Origin of the sequence: Pseudomonas sp. ENNP23 (genome assembly GCF_001728945.1) — a bacterium.
Taxonomy (GTDB): domain Bacteria; phylum Pseudomonadota; class Gammaproteobacteria; order Pseudomonadales; family Pseudomonadaceae; genus Metapseudomonas; species Metapseudomonas otitidis.
In genome coordinates, this window is sequence record NZ_LYSP01000038.1 from 45,188 (window position 1) to 61,507 (window position 16,320).

Annotated in this window: 17 protein-coding genes; 7 read left to right on the plus strand and 10 right to left on the minus strand. The window is 69.5% G+C overall.

Features of this window, described 5'->3' with window-relative positions; genetic code table 11:
* The first annotated feature begins 1 nt into the window (after position 1).
* The 4 genes from prmC (at position 2) to A9G05_RS20135 (ending at position 3,000) form a co-directional block, all read left to right on the plus strand.
* Entirely contained in the window at positions 2-832 is an 831-nt protein-coding gene (gene prmC / locus A9G05_RS20120) for a peptide chain release factor N(5)-glutamine methyltransferase (RefSeq protein ID WP_069562628.1), read from the plus strand.
* Positions 826-1,581, plus strand: coding sequence for a molybdopterin-synthase adenylyltransferase MoeB (locus tag A9G05_RS20125; protein WP_069562629.1), 756 nt, complete (start codon positions 826-828; stop codon positions 1,579-1,581). Before prmC ends, A9G05_RS20125 begins: the two co-directional genes overlap by 7 nt.
* Positions 1,574-2,371: a glutamate racemase gene (gene murI, locus A9G05_RS20130; protein WP_069562630.1), complete on the plus strand. Its 798-nt coding sequence runs from the start codon at positions 1,574-1,576 to the stop codon at positions 2,369-2,371. The genes A9G05_RS20125 and murI overlap by 8 nt, the downstream gene beginning before the upstream one ends.
* Positions 2,372-2,484: 113 nt before the next feature.
* On the plus strand, positions 2,485-3,000 hold the full coding sequence (locus A9G05_RS20135; protein ID WP_069562631.1) for an acyloxyacyl hydrolase: 516 nt from the start codon (positions 2,485-2,487) through the stop codon (positions 2,998-3,000).
* A gap of 144 nt (positions 3,001-3,144) precedes the next feature.
* On the opposite strand, the gene A9G05_RS20140 is transcribed toward A9G05_RS20135, so the two are convergent.
* The 10 genes from A9G05_RS20140 to A9G05_RS20185 all read right to left on the minus strand — a co-directional run bounded on the left by A9G05_RS20140 (position 3,145) and on the right by A9G05_RS20185 (position 12,599).
* Complete coding sequence (locus A9G05_RS20140; protein WP_083272619.1) at positions 3,145-3,663, minus strand: DUF2878 family protein; 519 nt, start codon at positions 3,661-3,663, stop codon at positions 3,145-3,147.
* Positions 3,656-4,924: a cyclopropane-fatty-acyl-phospholipid synthase family protein gene (locus A9G05_RS20145; protein WP_069562632.1), complete on the minus strand. Its 1,269-nt coding sequence runs from the start codon at positions 4,922-4,924 to the stop codon at positions 3,656-3,658. The genes A9G05_RS20140 and A9G05_RS20145 overlap by 8 nt, the downstream gene beginning before the upstream one ends.
* Positions 4,911-5,711: a DUF1365 domain-containing protein gene (locus A9G05_RS20150; protein WP_069562633.1), complete on the minus strand. Its 801-nt coding sequence runs from the start codon at positions 5,709-5,711 to the stop codon at positions 4,911-4,913. The genes A9G05_RS20145 and A9G05_RS20150 overlap by 14 nt, the downstream gene beginning before the upstream one ends.
* A complete protein-coding gene (locus A9G05_RS20155; protein ID WP_069562634.1) occupies positions 5,708-6,955 on the minus strand; it encodes an NAD(P)/FAD-dependent oxidoreductase in 1,248 nt (415 codons plus the stop codon). The genes A9G05_RS20150 and A9G05_RS20155 overlap by 4 nt, the downstream gene beginning before the upstream one ends.
* Complete coding sequence (locus tag A9G05_RS20160) at positions 6,952-7,713, minus strand: SDR family oxidoreductase (RefSeq protein WP_069562635.1); 762 nt, start codon at positions 7,711-7,713, stop codon at positions 6,952-6,954. Before A9G05_RS20160 ends, A9G05_RS20155 begins: the two co-directional genes overlap by 4 nt.
* On the minus strand, positions 7,710-8,135 hold the full coding sequence (locus A9G05_RS20165) for a nuclear transport factor 2 family protein (RefSeq protein ID WP_069562636.1): 426 nt from the start codon (positions 8,133-8,135) through the stop codon (positions 7,710-7,712). The genes A9G05_RS20160 and A9G05_RS20165 overlap by 4 nt, the downstream gene beginning before the upstream one ends.
* Entirely contained in the window at positions 8,135-9,565 is a 1,431-nt protein-coding gene (phrB, locus tag A9G05_RS20170; protein WP_069562637.1) for a deoxyribodipyrimidine photo-lyase, read from the minus strand. Before phrB ends, A9G05_RS20165 begins: the two co-directional genes overlap by 1 nt.
* Positions 9,566-9,572: 7 nt before the next feature.
* Positions 9,573-10,508 carry a MerR family transcriptional regulator gene (locus A9G05_RS20175; protein WP_044404502.1) on the minus strand — a complete coding sequence of 312 codons (936 nt, stop codon included), beginning with the start codon at positions 10,506-10,508 and terminating at the stop codon, positions 9,573-9,575.
* Between the two features lie 2 nt (positions 10,509-10,510).
* Positions 10,511-11,473 carry a 2-thiouracil desulfurase family protein gene (locus tag A9G05_RS20180; protein WP_069562638.1) on the minus strand — a complete coding sequence of 321 codons (963 nt, stop codon included), beginning with the start codon at positions 11,471-11,473 and terminating at the stop codon, positions 10,511-10,513.
* Between the two features lie 142 nt (positions 11,474-11,615).
* Positions 11,616-12,599 (minus strand): NAD(P)/FAD-dependent oxidoreductase, encoded by a 984-nt coding sequence (locus A9G05_RS20185; protein ID WP_069562639.1) that lies wholly within the window; start codon positions 12,597-12,599, stop codon positions 11,616-11,618.
* A 193-nt stretch (positions 12,600-12,792) separates the two neighbouring features.
* Between A9G05_RS20185 and A9G05_RS20190 the strand changes: the two genes are divergently transcribed.
* From A9G05_RS20190 to A9G05_RS20200, 3 genes are all read left to right on the plus strand, one after another.
* Positions 12,793-13,707 carry a TIGR01777 family oxidoreductase gene (locus tag A9G05_RS20190; RefSeq protein WP_069562640.1) on the plus strand — a complete coding sequence of 305 codons (915 nt, stop codon included), beginning with the start codon at positions 12,793-12,795 and terminating at the stop codon, positions 13,705-13,707.
* Positions 13,704-14,729 (plus strand): ferrochelatase, encoded by a 1,026-nt coding sequence (gene hemH, locus A9G05_RS20195; RefSeq protein ID WP_069562641.1) that lies wholly within the window; start codon positions 13,704-13,706, stop codon positions 14,727-14,729. Before A9G05_RS20190 ends, hemH begins: the two co-directional genes overlap by 4 nt.
* A gap of 126 nt (positions 14,730-14,855) precedes the next feature.
* Positions 14,856-16,214 carry an MFS transporter gene (locus A9G05_RS20200; RefSeq protein WP_069562642.1) on the plus strand — a complete coding sequence of 453 codons (1,359 nt, stop codon included), beginning with the start codon at positions 14,856-14,858 and terminating at the stop codon, positions 16,212-16,214.
* Positions 16,215-16,320 lie beyond the last annotated feature (106 nt).

Consider the following 16,320-nt stretch of genomic DNA (forward strand, 5'->3'; position numbering starts at 1 on the left):
CGTGAGCATCATCGCCAGCCTGTTGAGCGACCCCCGTCTGCCGGACTCGCCCAGCCCCCGCCTGGACGCCGAACTGCTGCTCGCCGCCGCCCTCGGCAAGCCGCGCAGCTTCCTGCACACCTGGCCCGAACGGGTGGTCAGCGGCGAGGCAGCCGAGCGCTACGCCCGCTACCTCGAACGCCGCCGCCAGGGCGAGCCGGTGGCCTATATCCTCGGCCACCAGGGCTTCTGGAGCCTGGACCTGGAAGTCGCTCCGCACACCCTGATTCCCCGCCCCGACACCGAGCTGCTGGTGGAAACCGCCCTGGCCCTGGTCACGCTGCCCCAGGCCCGCGTGCTCGATCTCGGCACCGGCACCGGGGCCATCGCCCTGGCGTTGGCCTGTGAGCGCCAGGGCTGGCAGGTCACCGGCGTCGACCGCATCAGCGAGGCCGTGGCCCTGGCCGAGCGCAACCGCGAGCGCCTCGGGCTGGGCAATGCCGCCTTCCGCGAGAGCCACTGGTTCAGCGCCCTGGGCGCCGAGTGCTATGACCTGATCGTCAGCAACCCGCCCTACATCGCCGCCCAGGACCCGCACCTGGCCCAGGGCGACGTGCGCTTCGAGCCCAGCAGCGCGCTGGTGGCCGGTGCCGACGGGCTGGACGACATCCGCCTGATCGTCAGCCAGGCGCCCGCGCACCTGAATGCCGGAGGCTGGCTGCTGCTGGAACACGGCTATGACCAGGCCGCTGCCGTGCGCGAACTGCTCGCCCGCGAAGGCTTCGACGCCGTGGAAAGCCGTCGCGACCTGGGCGGCCACGAACGCATCAGCCTGGGCCGCCGGCCATGCTGAGCGACGAGGAACTGCTCCGCTACAGCCGGCAGATCCTCCTGCCGCAGATCGACGTCGACGGGCAGCTCCGGCTCAAGCAAGGTCGCGTGCTCATCGTCGGTCTCGGTGGCCTGGGGTCCCCTGCCGCCCTCTACCTGGCCGCCGCCGGTGTCGGCGAGCTGCACCTGGCCGACTTCGACAGCGTCGACCTGACCAACCTGCAGCGCCAGGTGATCCACGACAGTGCCAGCGTCGGCGTGCTCAAGGTGGAGTCGGCCATGACCCGCCTGGCCACCCTCAACCCCGGCGTGCGCCTGGTGCCGATCACCCGCGCACTCGACGTGGACAGCCTGGCGGCTGCCGTGGCCCAGGTGGACGTGGTGCTCGATTGCACCGACAACTTCGGCACCCGCGAGGCGGTCAACGCTGCCTGCGTGGCGGCTGGCAAGCCGCTGGTGTCCGGCGCTGCCATCCGCCTCGACGGCCAGCTCTCGGTGTTCGACCCGCGCCGCGACGACAGCCCCTGTTACCACTGCCTCTACGGCCACGGCAGCGAAGCCGAGCTGACCTGCAGCGAGGCCGGCGTGGTCGGCCCGCTGGTGGGCCTGGTGGGCAGCCTGCAGGCCCTGGAGGCGCTCAAGCTGCTGGCCGGTTTCGGCGAGCCGCTGGTGGGGCGCCTGCTGCTGGTGGATGCCCTGGGTACCCGCTTCCGCGAGCTGCGGGTCAAGCGCGACCCGGCCTGCAGCGTCTGTGGCGAGCGCCATGCCTGATCGCACGCCGATCGGGGTCTTCGACTCCGGCGTGGGCGGCCTCTCGGTGCTGCGCGAGATTCGCGCGCTGCTGCCGGCCGAATCCCTGCTCTACGTGGCCGACAGCGGCCACGTGCCCTATGGCGAGAAGAGCCCCGAGTTCATCCGCGAGCGCAGCCAGCGCATCGCCGACTTCCTCCTCGGACAGGGCGCCAAGGCCCTGGTCCTGGCCTGCAACACCGCCACCGCCGCAGCGGTGGCCGACCTGCGCGCGCGCCACCCGCACCTGCCCATCGTTGGCATGGAACCGGCGGTCAAGCCGGCGGCTCGTGCAACCCGCAGCGGCGTGGTGGGCGTGCTGGCCACCACCGGCACCCTCAGGAGTGCCAAGTTCGCTGCCTTGCTCGACCGCTTCGCCGGGGATGTGAAAGTGGTGACCCAGCCCTGCCCGGGGCTGGTGGAGCGCATCGAGGCCGGCGACCTGGGCGGGCCGGCGACTCGCGCGCTGTTGCAGGGCTACGTCCAGCCCCTGCTGGAAGCGGGCTGCGACACGCTGATCCTCGGTTGCACCCATTACCCCTTCCTGCGCCCGCTGCTGCGGGAGCTGGTGCCGGAGTCGGTGAGCCTGGTGGACACCGGCGCCGCGGTGGCGCGCCAGTTGCAGCGTCTGTTGCAGACCGGCAATGCCCTCGCCGAAGGCGAAGCAGCACCCTGCCGTTTCTGGAGTTCCGGGGATGCCAGCGCGTTGCAGGCGGTATTGCCGGTGTTGTGGGGAGAATGCGGCGAAGACGTGCAGCCGCTGTCGGTATAAAAAACTCTGAACTCTCCGTTCGTCGCCTTTCTCTTAGAAACAGCCACTCTATAATTCGCTCAACTCCTAGCGTGGTACCCCTCCTGATCAGCCTGAATAAGGAAGTTTCCATTATGAAGAAACTGTTTTCCCTGGCTGCCCTCGCAGCCCTGTGCGTGGCTCCAGTCCTGAACGCCCAGGCCGCCGACGTCTCCCTCGACATCGGCCAGACCGGTGACTCCACCATGGTCTACCGCCTGGGTACGCAGTTCGACTTCGGCACCCGCTGGTTGGAAAGCAGCGTCGGTCATCTCACCGGCTACTGGGATGCTGGCTACACCTACTGGGACGGCGACGACACCGCCAGCAACCACAGCATTTCCTTCGCCCCGGTGTTCGTCTACGAATTCGCCGGCGAGAGCGTGAAACCCTATGTCGAGGCCGGCATCGGCGTGGCGCTGTTCTCCAGCACCGAGCTGGAGGACAACAAGCTGGGCTCCTCCTTCCAGTTCGAGGACCGCATCGGCGCGGGCCTGCGCTTCAACGGCCAGGAAGTCGGCGTGCGCGCCATCCACTACTCCAACGCGGGCATCAAGCAGCCCAACAATGGCGTAGAGGCCTACACCCTGCACTACCGCGTCGCCTTCTAAGAGCCCGTCCATCATCGGCTGCGCGCTTCTGGCTCGCGCCGCCATGAACGGTCAAGCGCCCGCTCCCCTATGGGGAGCGGGCGTTCTGTTTCTTCTTCGATTGATTTCCAGCGCCCACGAGCACCGGTCACCCCGTGTCGCGCCTCAGCGCGCGGGCGCCAGCCGGGCTGCCAGCGTGTGCAGCAGCGGGAACACCAGCGCCCAGATCGCCGCCAGCAGCGCCAGGCTCGTCACCTGACCCAGTGGCAGGCCCACGTCCGCCAGGCGCGCGCCGGCGTAGTAGGAGAGCGGCCCGCCGAGGGCGCCGAGCAGCGCCGACAGCCACAGCGGGCGTGCGCTCCAGGCCAGGCAGTGGCGCAGGGTGGTGGCCAGCAGGGCCCAGAGCAGGATCAGCCAGAGCGGCGCCCAGCGGCTCTCCCCGGCGAAATCGAACAGCCCCAGGTTGAGCAGCAGACTGTCCAGCGCCGCACCCAGCAGGGCGACGGCTGCCACCAGCGGCAGCTCCTGACGCCAGTGGGCGACGAGGCCCAGGTGCAGCGCCAGCGCGCCCAGCGGTACCAGCAGCAGGAGCGGGTGCTGGCTGGCGAACACGCAGGCGAACCATCCGCCCTGGAAGGCCAGGGCGTTCAGCCCGTTCGCCAGCAGCGGCGGCAACTTACGCATCCAACTGGCCGAGCAGCGGGGCGTGGCGGGCGCCGGGCTTGGCCAGCAGCAACTGGGCAGTGCCGATGGCACGTTCCAGGAAGCCGCCTTCGCAGTAACACAGGTAGAACTCCCACAGCCGGTAGAAGTAGGCGTCGTAACCCAGGCCCTCCAGCTCGCTGCGGGCGCGGGCGAGGTTTTCGTGCCAGGCGCGCAGGGTGCGGGCGTAGTCGGTGCCGAAGTCTTCCATGTGCACCAGGTTCAGGTCGCTGGCCTCGGTGGCCACCTGCAGCATGCGGGTGACCGAGGGCAGGGCGCCGCCCGGGAAGATGTAGCGCTGGATGAAGTCCACGCTGCGCCTGGCCTGCTCGTAGCGCTGGTCGCGGATGGTGATGGCCTGCAGCAGCATCAGGCCGTCGTCCTTCAGCAGGCGCGCGCACTGGGCGAAGTAGGTGGGCAGGAAGCGGTGGCCCACGGCCTCGATCATCTCGATGGAGACCAGCTTGTCGAAGCGGCCCTCCAGGTCGCGGTAGTCCTTCAGCAACACCTTCACGCGGTCCTGCAGGCCCAGTTCGGCGATGCGCTTCTGGCAGTGGGCGTGCTGCTCGTGGGAGAGGGTCACGCTGGTGACCTTGCAGCCGAAGCGGGTGGCAGCGTGGATGGCCATGCCGCCCCAGCCGCTGCCGATCTCCAGCAGGTGGTCGTCGGGGGTCAGGCGCAGTTTCTGGCAGATGCGCTCCAGCTTGTTCAGTTGCGCGGCCTCCAGGGACTGCTCCGGGTGCTCGTACTGGGCCGCCGAGTACATCATCGTCGGGTCCAGCATGCGCTCGAACAGGTCGTTGCCCAGGTCGTAGTGGGCGGAGATGTTGCGCTGGGAGCCGGCGCGGGTGTTGCGGTTGAGCCAGTGCAGGCCGTGCAGCAGGGGGCGGCCGAGCAGCGCCAGGCCGCCCTCCATGTCGTCCAGCACGTCAAGGTTGGCGACGAACACGCGGATCACCGCCGTCAGGTCCGGGGTGGTCCAGTAGCCGTGAACGTAGGCTTCGCCGGAGCCGATGGAGCCGTTGCTGGCCACCAGCGCCCAGGCTGCCGGATCAAGGACCTCGATGCGTGCCCGCAGGGTGGCGCGCGGGTCGCCGTAGACGTGCTCCTCGCCGTCTTCCAGCACGGTGAGCTGGCCGTGGCGCAGTTGCGCCAGGCGCGAGGTCACCAGCCGCCTCAGCAGGCCGCTGGCCAGGCCGTTGCCGCCGAACAGACCGGTCCGGGCGAGGCTAGGGTTTTTCATGGTCATGCTCCTGGGAAAGCGGGACGGCAACGCGGTAGGCGTCCGCCGCCACCTGATGGTTGAAGATGGGTGTGCGTTTGATCAGCAGGCGCAGGGCCTGCCAGTAGATGGCCAGGCCGGTCTTGGCGGTCATCCAGGGGAAGCGTGCGAGGTAGCCATGCAGGCTGCCCCGGTCCAGTGGTTCGCGGGTCAGGTCGAGGGTGGCGTCGAAGGCGCGTTGGCCCTCGCGCCAGTTTTCGATGTGCACCCCCAGGCGCTGGCTCACCGGGGTGAAGGCCATCCGGTAGGTCATGTCGCGGGGCATGAAGGGCGAGACGTGGAACGCCTTGTCCACCTGGATGCGCTGGGCGCCGTCGCCCTGGGCCGGCACCACGTAGTGGTAGCGCTCGCGCCAGGGGGTGTTGGTCACCTCGCAGAGGATGGCCGCCAGGCGGCCGTCGGCGTGGTGGCAGTAGTAGAAGCTGGCCGGGTTGAAGGCCAGGCCCCAGCTGCGCACCTGGGTCAGCAGGCACACCGGGCCCTCCGGCCGCTCGCCGAGGGCTTCGGCCACCAATTGGCGGGCCGCCTCGGCCAGGGGCTGGCCGTTGGCGGTGTAGGCGCACAGGTAGTCCCGCTCGCGGAAGGAGAACGGCGCGAAGCGCCCGCTGCCGGCCAGGGGCGACAGGCCGAGCACTGCCTCGCGTTCGTCCAGGTCCAGATACAGCAGACCGATGCGGTAGCGGAAGGCGTGGGCCCGCGGGCTGTGCCGGCGGTGTTGCACCCAGCCGCTATAAAGGGCGCTGTTCACAGGTTTTCCCCGAATGCACGGGCCACGCGCAGGGCGCTGACCACGCCGTCCTCATGGAAACCGTTGGCCCAGTAGGCGCCACAGAAATGGCTGTGCTGCTGGCCACTGATTTCCGCCCAGCGAGCCTGAGCCTGCATGCCGGCCAGGCTGTACTGGGGATGAGCGTAGGTGAAGCGCGCGAGGATGCGTGCCGGGTCGATGGCGTCGGTCTGGTTGAGGCTGACGCAGAAGGTTTCCGGTGCCTCGATGCCTTGCAGGCGGTTCATGTCGTAGGTCACGGCTGCCGGCTGGTGGGCCGGGCCGCCGAGGCGGTAGTTCCAGCTCGCCCAGGCCAGCTTGCGGCGAGGCAGCAGGCGGGCGTCGGTGTGCAGCACCACCTCGTTGTCGGCGTAGGGCAGGGCGCCGAGGATCTCGCGCTCGGCCTGGCTCGGCTCGGCCAGCAGGCTCAGGGCCTGGTCGCTGTGGCAGGCGAACACCACCTGGTCGAAGCGTTCGGCGCCGGCGGCGCTGTGCACGGTCACCCCGTCGCCATCGCGCTCCACGCGGCTGACCGGGCAGGCCAGGCGGATGCGTTCGGCAAAGCTCTCTGTCAGGGGCGCCACGTAGCTGCGCGAGCCGCCGCTGATGACCCGCCACTGCGGGCGGTCGTTGACCGAGAGCAGCCCGTGGTTCTTGAAGAAGCGCACGAAGAAGGCCAGGGGGAAGGCCAGCATGTCTTCCAGTGAGGTGGACCAGATGGCCGCGCCCATGGGCACCAGGTAATGGTCGCGGAAGCGCTGGCCGTAGCCGCGCTCGCGCAGGTAGTCACCGAGGGTGGCGGTGGCGGGCACGCGGCCGCTGTCGAGGTCGGCCAGGGATTCGCGGTTGAAGCGCAGGATGTCCCGCAGCATGCCCAGGAACCCCGGGGAGAGCAGGTTGCTGCGCTGGGCGAACAGGCTGTTGAGGTTGTTGCCGTTGTATTCCAGGCCGCTGACCGGGTCGCACACGGAGAAGCTCATCTCGGTGGGCTGGTGGGCCACGCCGAGCTGCTCCATGAGGCGGATGAAGTTCGGGTAGGTCCAGTCGTTGAACACGATGAACCCGGTGTCCACTGCGTAGCTGCGCCCGTGCAGGGTGACGTCCACGGTGTGGGTGTGGCCGCCGATCCAGTCGCTGGCTTCGAACACCTGGATGTCGTGGCGGCGGTTCAGCAGGTAGGCCGTGGTGAGGCCGGCGATGCCGCTGCCGATGATGGCGATCTTCATGAAGGGGCTCCGTTGCGCGACAGGCGTTTGCCGATGGCCAGTCGCAGCCGCGCGGGCAAGCTCCCGAGCAGGCCGAGGGTGAGGATGAAGGGGCGCGGGAAAGCGATGTCCAGCGGGCGGCGTTCCAGGCGGTCGGCGATGTAGCGGGCGGCCCGCTCCACCGGCCAGCGCATGGGCATGGGGAAGTCGTTGCGCTGGGTCAGCGGGGTGTCGACGAAGCCGGGGCTGACCACGGTGACGTCGATGCCTTCGCTGGCCAGGTCCACCCGCAGCGATTGCAGCAGGTAGCGCAGGCCCGCCTTGGAGGCGCCATAGGCTTCGGCGCGGGGCAGTTCGAACAGGGTCACGGCGCTGGCCACGCCCACCAGATGGGGGGCGCGGCCGGCCCGCAGCAGCGGCAGGGCCGCCTCGATGCAGCGGGCGCTGCCCACCAGGTTGAGGTTGACCACCCGGGCCACCATGTCGGCGTCGAACTGGCGGGCGTCGAGGTATTCGCAGGTGCCGGCGTTGAGGATGGCGGTGTCCAGCGCGCCCCAGTGCGCCTTGATGTGCTCGCCGATGTCAGCGGCCACGCCGGGGGCGCCGAGGTCACCGGGCAAGGCCAGTACCTGGCCGGGATAGCGCTGCTCGAAGGCTTGCAGCGCGGCCAGCGAGCGCGCGGTGAGGGCCAGGTGGTGGCCCTGTTCCAGCAGGCACTCGGCCAGGGCGGCGCCGATGCCGCTGCTGGCACCGGTGAGCCAGATGCGTCGGATGTTCATGCCAATCTCCCTTTCAGCCAGTGGATGACCCGCCCCATCAGCGGCAGGTGTTCGTAGAGCAGTGCGCCTGCGTCGAAATAATCACGGTGGTGGTACACGCGGCCGTCGCGCCAGCGCAGGTGCGAGCAGCCCTCCACGGCGATCTCGCGGCCACCGGCCAGGCGTGGGTGGCGGTAGCGCATGGTCCAGCGCAGGTAGCCCTCGCCCTCTCCGACGCTGTCGTGGCCGTGGAACTGGAAGGCCAGGGCCTCGACGTTCTCGTACAGCTCGGCGAAGTAGCGGCGCAGTGCGGTCAGGCCCTCGATGCGGTGCAGCGGGTCCTGGAACACCACGTCGTCGCTGTAGAGCTGGCCCAGGCGGTCCAGGCTGTCGCGGCCGATGGCGGCGAAGTCCTCGGCGAAGCGCGGCAGGAAGGCGTCCATCAGCGGGGCTCCTTGGGCAGGTCGCGGAAGGCGGCGATGGCGCGGTCACGGCTGGCCGCCAGGTCCACCAGCGGGCGCGGGTAGCCCTGCACGCCGAACAGCCCGCCGAGGGCGGACGGGTCGTGCACGGCGTCGTCGTCCAGGCGGCCCAGCTCCGGCAGCCACTGGCGCAGGAAGCGCGCCTTGGGATCAAAGCGACGGGATTGGGTGACCGGGTTAAACACGCGGAAGTAGGGCACGGAGTCGGTGCCGGTGGAGGCGCTCCACTGCCAGCCGCCGTTGTTGGCGGCCAGGTCGCCGTCGACCAGATGGCGCATGAACCAGCGCTCGCCTTCGCGCCAGTCGATGAGCAGGTTCTTCGTCAGGTACATGGCGGTGATCATGCGCAGGCGGTTGTGCATCCAGCCGGTGGCGAGCAGTTGACGCATGGCGGCGTCGACGATGGGCACGCCGGTGCGGCCCTGCTGCCAGGCTTCCAGGTCGGCGGGGGCGTCGCGCCAGGGCAGCGCTTCGGTCTCCGGGCGGAAGGCGCGGTGCCGGCTGACGCGGGGATAGCCCACCAGGATGTGCTTGTAGAACTCGCGCCAGAGCAGTTCGTTTATCCAGGTCACGGCGCCTTCGCTGCCGCTGTCGAACTCGCCGCGGTTCTGCGTCAGGGCGGCGTGCAGGCACTGGCGGGGGGAGACCACGCCGGCCGCGAGGTAGGGCGAGAGCTGGCTGGTGCCGGGCTCGGCGGGCAGGTCGCGGCGGTCACGGTAGCCGTGCAGGTCATCCTCGGTGAAGGCCGCCAGGCGGGCCAGGGCTGCGCGTTCACCGGCGGGCCACAGGTCACGCAGGCTCTGCGGCGGGGTCGGGAAGCCGTCCACGGCTTCCGGCAGCGGGTCGCTGGCCACATTCAGCGGCGCCTGGGCGGCGGGCAGCGGCAGGCACGGAGGCAGGGCGCTGTGCAGGCGCTCGTAGCAGACCTTGCGGAACTGGCTGTAGACCTGGAAGTAGCCGCCGGTGCGGGTCAGTACGCTGCCGGGGCGCAGCAGCAACTGGTCGAGGTGGCTGTGCAGGATGATGCCGTCGCGGGCCAGGCGGGCGCGCACGGCCTCGTCCCGGCGCTGCTCGTGGATGCCGTATTCCTCGTTGACCTGGACGCTGCCCACGGCCTGCTCGCGGCACAGTTGGGCGATGACCTCGGGCGCTTCGTCCCAATGGCCGATGTGGCGCACCAGCAGCGGCACGTTCAGGGCCTGCAGCTCGCGTCGCAGTTCGACGAGGTTGCGCAGCCAGAAGTCGACCTTGGCCGGTGCGTCATCGTGGGCCTGCCACTGCCCGGGGCTGACCAGGAACAGGGCGAGGGTCGGGCCGGCCTGGAGGGCGGCGGTCAGGGCGGTGTTGTCGTGGACCCGCAGGTCGCACCGGAACCAGATCAGTTGCTGCATGGGAACCTCAGGAGCCGGCCAGCAGGCCGAGCCCGTACAGGGTGTTCAGGGCCGCGACCGGGTCGTCGGCCAGGTGGATGTCGGGGTGGTCGTGCTCCAGCGGTGCCAGCGCTTCGCGGTGGATGCGCACGGCGGCGCCGCTGAGCAGCACCGGGCAGGCGTGGCCCATCAGCAGGCGCGGCAACTGCCCGTTCAATGCGTGGTCGGCGTGGAAGGCCAGGGCGCGGGGCTCCATGCGGGCCAGGGCCAGGGGCAGCTCGGCCACCGGCACCGGCCACTCCAGCACCTCCACCGGGCAGCCGGTGTTGCTCGCCAGCCAGGCGGTGAGCCAGAGGCCGGGGTTCATCGGCTGCTCGCAGGGGTTGATCAGCAGCAGCGGCGCGCCGCTGTTCTGGCGGTTGTTGTGGTGGATGCGGGTGCCCAGCTTGCTGCGCAGCCAGGCATTGAAGAAGACCCGCTCCAGCCGCGCGCCGTACTGGTCGCGCCAGCGGCTTTCCAGTTGGGTGAGCAGCGGCAGCAGCAGTTGCTGGCACAGGGTGTGGGGCGGGTAGAGCGACAGGGCCGCGTTGAAGCGCTCGTCCAGGCGCCGGTCGGCGAGGGCGTCGATGGCTTCCAGCAGCTTGGCGCGCTGTTCGTCCCACTGGGAGGTGATGTCGATGTCCGGGCTCTGGCCGCCGCGCAGCAGGGCCTTGACCTGGCTGACCGGCACGCCGCGGTCCAGCCAGGCGAGCACGGCGCGGATGCGCGCCAGGTGCCCGGCGTCGTAGAGGCGGTGGCCCTTGGCGGTGCGGTGGGGCAGCACCAGGCCGTAGCGCCGCTCCCAGGCGCGCAGGGTCACGGCGTTGACGCCGGTGAGCCGCGATACGTCGCGAATCGGCAGCAGGCCGCGTTCCAGGGCTGCCTGGCACTCGGCGTCGAGGGGGAGGTCGTCCTGTTCGTCCATGGTCAGATGGCGTTGCGCAGGCTGAGGTCTTCGGGATGCGGCTGCAGGTAGGCCTGCTGCGCGATGTAGGGGTGCGGGTGGCGGGCGAAGTGGTGCTTGAGCAGGGTCATGGGCACCACCAGCGGCACGATGCCGGCGCGGTACTTGTCGATCAGGGCCTGCATTTCGGCCTTCTCCTCGCGGGACAGGGCGTCCTTTAGGTAACCCGACAGGTGCTGCAGGACGTTGCTGTGGGTGCCTCGGGTGGCGCAGCGGCTGAGGCCCTTCATCAGCTCGCTGAAGTAGCGCGGCGCCAGTTCCTCGGGGTGGTGTTCGCCGATGCCGCCGAGCATCCGCCCCAGGGCGCGGTAGCGCGCGGGGTCGCTGGCCATCAACTGGTATTTGTAGCGGGCGTGGAATGCGAGGATGCCGCGCCGGGTCAGCCCCTCGGCCTGCAGAGCGCGCCATTCGGCGTGGGCGTAGACGCGGGTGAGGAAGTTTTCCCGCAGCACCGGGTCGCACAGGCGGCCTTCTTCCTCCACCGGCAGGTCGGGGCGGGCGGCGCAGAAGGTCTCGGCGAACAGGCCGCGTCCGCCGCCTTCGGCGGGGTAGCCGTTGTCCTGGTAGACCTTGACCCGGTAGAGGCCGCAGGAGGGCGACTTCTGCATGAAGATGAAGCCGTCCAGGTCGTCCAGGCGCTCGGCGGTCTGCCGGCCGTAGTCGCGCAGGGCATCGCTGACGTCACGCTCGTCGCGGCTGCCGACGGCGCGCGGGGCGGCGGGGTCGCCCACCAGGCGCAGGGTCGGGCGCGGCGTGCCGAGGCCGATGCCGACCTCCGGGCAGACGCGGACGAATTCCAGGTGGCGGGCGAGGAACTGGCTGCACAGGCGGGATTCCTTGTGCCCGCCATTGAAGCGGACTTCCTCGCCCATCAGGCAGGCGCTGATGCCGATCTTGGGGGGCTGGGCAGTGGGGGCGCTGGACATGCGGTGCCTCGGATGAACTTGTACAGGTTCTAGGGTTTGTACAACCTGTGTTCATCATAGGCGCGCCGTTGTACAAATCAATAGCCTTGTACAACTTTTCCGGCGACCTGTCCGGGGTCGCCGGTGGGACGGTGCGCGGCCGTCAGAGGTGTTCGAGCAGGCGGCGGGCGGCGTCCTGTCCGCTCAGCCAGGCACCTTCCACGCGGCCGGAGCTGCACCAGTCGCCGCAGGCGTAGAGCCCCAGGTCGGCATCGGCCAGGGCGCCCCATTCGTGGGCCTGGGTCGGGCGTGCGTAGAGCCAGCGGTGGGCCAGGGTGAAGGCTGGCGGCGGCACGGCACAGCCGATCAGCTCGGCGAAGGCGCCGTAGAGCTGCTCGATCACCGCTTCCTTGGGCAGGTCCAGGTGCTGGCGGCTCCAGGCGCTGGTAGCATGCAGCACCCAGGTGTCCTGGCTGTTGTCGCGGCCGGGCTTGGTGCGGTTGCGCGCCACCCAGTCGAGCCCGCTGCCTTGCACGAAGCAGCCTTCGACGGGCGTCTCCAGGGGCTTTTCGAAGGCCAGGGCCACGGCCCAGGTGGGCTCCATGGCCACGCTGGCGGCGACCCCGGCGAGCTTGGGGGCGGCGGCCAGCAGGGTAGTGGCCTGGGGCGCGGGGGTGGCGATGATGACGTGGCTGAAGGGGCCGTGGCTCTGGCCCTCGGCATCCAGCAGGCTCCAGTGCTGCTCGCCGCGGAACACCTCGGTGATGCGGCAACTGAAGTTCACCGGCAGCGCGCCCATCAGGGCCCGGGTGATGGCGCTCATGCGCGGGGTGCCGACCCAGCGCACCTGCTCGTCCGGGGAGGGCGAGAGGGTGCCGTTGCGGAAGTTGTAGAGGGTGGGCGTCCACTCGGCGACCCAGCCGCGTTCGCGCCATTGCTGGACGACTTCGTTGAAGCGGCGGTCGCGGGCGGTGAAGTACTGCGCGCCCAGGTCCAGGGAGCCGGCGTCGCTGCGCTTGCTGGCCATGCGTCCGCCACTGCCGCGGCTCTTGTCGAAGAGCTGTACGGCATGCCCGGCGGCGCTCAGCGCCTGGGCGGCGGAGAGGCCTGCGAGGCCGGTCCCGATGATTGCGATGGGTGTGTTCATGGTCTACCTCGATACCTTATGCGTGACTGCAGGTCGGGCTGACAAACCTGTACAGATTGCTTGAATTGTACAGGGATGATCGGTTCCAATCGCGATGCCTTCAAGGGGTGTGACCGTGATGGAGCCAACCTGTGCCCCGTCATGATTCAGACTAGGGCGATATTTCCAGTTGGTGCCATGCGAGGAGGATGCCATGCACATATTGCTGACCGGCGGTACTGGGTTGATCGGAAGCGCCCTGTGCCGGCGCTGGGTTGCCGAAGGCCACCAACTGACGGTGCTGAGCCGCCGGCCCCAGGATGTACCGCGCCTGTGCACCGCTTCGGTGCGTGGTATCGCCCGGCTGGAAGACTATGGAGACGGCCCGCTGGACGCGGTGGTGAACCTCGCCGGCCAACCCGTTGCCGACCGCCCCTGGACCCGTGCCCGCAAGGCCAGCCTGCTGGCCAGCCGCGTGGCGCTGACCGAGCGCCTGGTGGCCTGGCTGGGTACCCGCAGCCAGCGCCCAGCGCTGCTGCTCAACGGCTCGGCGGTGGGCTGGTACGGCGACGGCGGCGAGCGCGAGCTGCGTGAGGACGCGCCACCCGGACAAGGCGATTTCGCCAGCGAGCTGTGCCAGGCCTGGGAAGATGCCGCCCGTGACGCCGAGGCCCTGGGCATCCGCGTGGTGCTGCTGCGCATCGGCCTGGTGATGTCGCCCCGTGGCGGCTTTTTGTCGCGCCTGCTGCCGCAATTCCGCTTCGGCCTCGGCGGCACCATGGGCAGCGGACGCCAGTGGTGGCCGTGGATTCATTTGGAAGATCAAATCGCCGCGATGGATTTTCTTTTGCGGCTGGACGGCGCGAGCGGTCCCTATAATGCGTGCGCGCCGCAGCCGGCCCGCAACGCCGACTTCGCCCGCAGCCTGGGCCGTGCCCTCGGGCGGCCGGTCTGGCTGCCGACGCCGGCCGCGGTGCTGCGGCTTCTGCTGGGGGAGATGTCGATCCTGATGATCGGCGGCCAGCGGGCACTGCCCAGCCGACTGCTGGAGGCCGGCTTCACCTTTCGTTTCAACGACCTCGACCAGGCGCTGGCTGACCTGGTCGGGACCAAGAAGGATGTTCCATGACCGATCACGCGCTGCTGCTGGTGAACCTGGGTTCGCCGTCCTCCACCTCGGTGGAGGACGTGCGCCGCTACCTCAACCAGTTCCTCATGGACCCCTACGTCATCGACCTGCCCTGGCCGCTGCGCCGCCTGCTGGTGTCGCTGATCCTGATCAAGCGGCCGGCGCAGTCGGCCCATGCCTACGCCTCCATCTGGTGGCCCGAGGGCTCGCCGCTGGTGACCCTCAGCCGCCGTCTGCAAGAGGCCACCCGGCCGTTCTGGCCCCACGGGCCGGTGGCCCTGGCGATGCGCTACGGCGAGCCCTCCATCGAGAACACCCTGCAGGAACTGGTGCGCCAGGGCGTCAAGCGCGTGACGCTGGCGCCGCTGTACCCGCAGTTCGCCGACAGCACCACCACCACCGTCGAACAGGAGACGCGCCGGGTCATCGCGGCCTACGGGCTCAAGCTCCAGGTGCAGGTGCTCGACCCCTTCTACGATCAGCCCGAGTACCTCGACGCCCTGGTGGCCAGCGCCCGCCCGCACCTGGAGCAGGGCTTCGACCACCTGCTGATGAGCTACCACGGGCTGCCCGAGCGTCACCTGCACAAGGCCGATACCAGCGGCAGCCACTGCCTGAAGGGCGCGGACTGCTGCCAGCGCGCCGAGGGCCAGGTACTCGCCCGCTGCTACCGCGCCCAGTGCTACCGCACCAGCGAAGGCTTCGCCGCACGCATGGGGCTGCAGCCGGGGCAGTGGTCGGTGTCCTTCCAGTCGCGCCTGGGGCGCGCCAAGTGGATCGAGCCCTACACCGAAAGCCGCCTCGACGAACTGGCGGCCCAGGGGGTGAAGAAACTGCTGGTGATGTGCCCGGCCTTCGTCGCTGACTGCATCGAGACTCTGGAAGAGATCGGCGACCGCGGGCGCGAGCAGTTCATCGCCGCCGGCGGCGAAGACCTGGTGCTGGTGCCCTGCATGAACGACCACCCGCAATGGGCACAGGCCCTGGCCAGCCTTTCCGACAAGGCCCAGCGCCTGCTCTGAGCATCAGCCCGGGGGCAGCCCGGGCATTCGCCTGGCCTATAAGGCCGCTGCCCCACCCCGCCTGCACCTAAGCTGGGCGCTCCTTCAACCCGTCGTGCGCCGCACCGGCGGCGCCGAGGAGAGCCCATGCAGAACAACAACAACGGCTATCCCTCGGGCCTGCGAGCCTGGAGCACCGTCGCCATCCTGATGGTGGCGTACGTGCTGTCGTTCATCGACCGGCAGATCCTCAACCTGCTGGTGGGCCCCATCCGCCGCGATCTGGTCATCAGCGACACGCAGATAAGCCTGCTGATGGGGCTGTCCTTCGCGCTGTTCTACACCGTGTGCGGCATCCCCCTCGGGCGCCTGGCCGATACTCGCAGCCGCCGCGGGCTGATCGCCATCGGCGTGCTGTTCTGGAGCGTCGCCACCGCCGCCTGCGGGCTGGCCAGGCTCTACTGGCAGTTCCTGGTCTGCCGCATTGGCGTGGGTGTCGGCGAGGCAGCCCTGTCGCCAGCGGCCTATTCGCTGATCGCCGACAGCTTCCCCCAGGAGCGCCGCGCCACTGCCATCAGCGTCTATTCCATGGGGGTCTACCTGGGTTCCGGCCTGGCCTTCCTGCTTGGCGGGCTGGTGATCAAGTTCGCCTCGGCGCAGGGCGACATGCACCTGCCGCTGCTCGGTGACGTGCGCCCCTGGCAACTGATCTTTCTCATCCTCGGCGGTGCCGGCGTGCTCTTCACCCTGCTGATGCTGGCGGTGTGCGAGCCGGCCCGGCGTGGCGTGGGGGCCGGTGTCGCGGTGCCCTTCGCGGAAGTGGGGCGCTACATCCGTGCCAACCGCCGCACCGTGCTCTGCCACAACTTCGGCTTCGCCGGCCTGGCGTTCGCCGGCTATGGCAGTGCGGCCTGGATTCCCACCTTCTTCATCCGCACCTACGGCTGGGATGCCGGCCACGTAGGGGTGGTCTACGGCAGCATCGTCGCGGTGTTCGGCTGCCTGGGCATCGTCTTCGGCGGCCGCCTGGCGGACCGCATGGCCAGGCGCGGTTGCTGCGATGCCAACATGCGCGTGGGGCTTTTCGCCGCGCTCGGCGCGCTGCCGCTGGTGCTGCTATTCCCGCTGCTGGACAACGCCAACTGGGTGACCGCGCTGATGGCGCCGACCGTGTTCTTCCTCAGCATGCCCTTCGGCGTGGCGCCGGCAGCGATCCAGGAGATCATGCCCAACGCCATGCGCGGCCAGGCCTCGGCCATCTACCTGTCCGTCATCACCCTGATCGGCCTGGGTCTTGGCCCCACGGCAGTGGCGCTGGTCACGGACTTCGTCTTTGCCGACGACCAAGCCTTGCGCTATTCGCTGCTGATCGTCACTTCGCTGGCGGTGGCAAGCTCGGTGGTGCTGTTGTGGATGGGCCTCAAGCCGTATCGCGAGAGCGTCGAGCGCCTGAAGCAGTGGGTGGCGCCGAGCGTGGTGCCGGCGGCGAAGCTGGCGGATGCCTGATCCGGGGGAATGGTGGGCTGAAGCCCACCCTACGCGGTGTCGGTTGGCCCGTGTGGCGTTGCACGAGCCACCAGTAAAGAGCCCCGCGATCGCGGGGCTCTTTATT

Coding starts and splice junctions, on each gene's coding strand:
- A9G05_RS20125 (WP_069562629.1), top strand. CDS start 826: ATGCTGAGCGACGAGGAACTGCTCCGCTACAGCCGGCAGATCCTCCTG.
- murI (WP_069562630.1), top strand. CDS start 1,574: ATGCCTGATCGCACGCCGATCGGGGTCTTCGACTCCGGCGTGGGCGGC.
- A9G05_RS20135 (WP_069562631.1), top strand. CDS start 2,485: ATGAAGAAACTGTTTTCCCTGGCTGCCCTCGCAGCCCTGTGCGTGGCT.
- A9G05_RS20140 (WP_083272619.1), bottom strand. CDS start 3,663: ATGCGTAAGTTGCCGCCGCTGCTGGCGAACGGGCTGAACGCCCTGGCC.
- A9G05_RS20145 (WP_069562632.1), bottom strand. CDS start 4,924: ATGAAAAACCCTAGCCTCGCCCGGACCGGTCTGTTCGGCGGCAACGGC.
- A9G05_RS20155 (WP_069562634.1), bottom strand. CDS start 6,955: ATGAAGATCGCCATCATCGGCAGCGGCATCGCCGGCCTCACCACGGCC.
- A9G05_RS20160 (WP_069562635.1), bottom strand. CDS start 7,713: ATGAACATCCGACGCATCTGGCTCACCGGTGCCAGCAGCGGCATCGGC.
- A9G05_RS20165 (WP_069562636.1), bottom strand. CDS start 8,135: ATGGACGCCTTCCTGCCGCGCTTCGCCGAGGACTTCGCCGCCATCGGC.
- phrB (WP_069562637.1), bottom strand. CDS start 9,565: ATGCAGCAACTGATCTGGTTCCGGTGCGACCTGCGGGTCCACGACAAC.
- A9G05_RS20175 (WP_044404502.1), bottom strand. CDS start 10,508: ATGGACGAACAGGACGACCTCCCCCTCGACGCCGAGTGCCAGGCAGCC.
- A9G05_RS20180 (WP_069562638.1), bottom strand. CDS start 11,473: ATGTCCAGCGCCCCCACTGCCCAGCCCCCCAAGATCGGCATCAGCGCC.
- A9G05_RS20185 (WP_069562639.1), bottom strand. CDS start 12,599: ATGAACACACCCATCGCAATCATCGGGACCGGCCTCGCAGGCCTCTCC.
- A9G05_RS20190 (WP_069562640.1), top strand. CDS start 12,793: ATGCACATATTGCTGACCGGCGGTACTGGGTTGATCGGAAGCGCCCTG.
- hemH (WP_069562641.1), top strand. CDS start 13,704: ATGACCGATCACGCGCTGCTGCTGGTGAACCTGGGTTCGCCGTCCTCC.
- A9G05_RS20200 (WP_069562642.1), top strand. CDS start 14,856: ATGCAGAACAACAACAACGGCTATCCCTCGGGCCTGCGAGCCTGGAGC.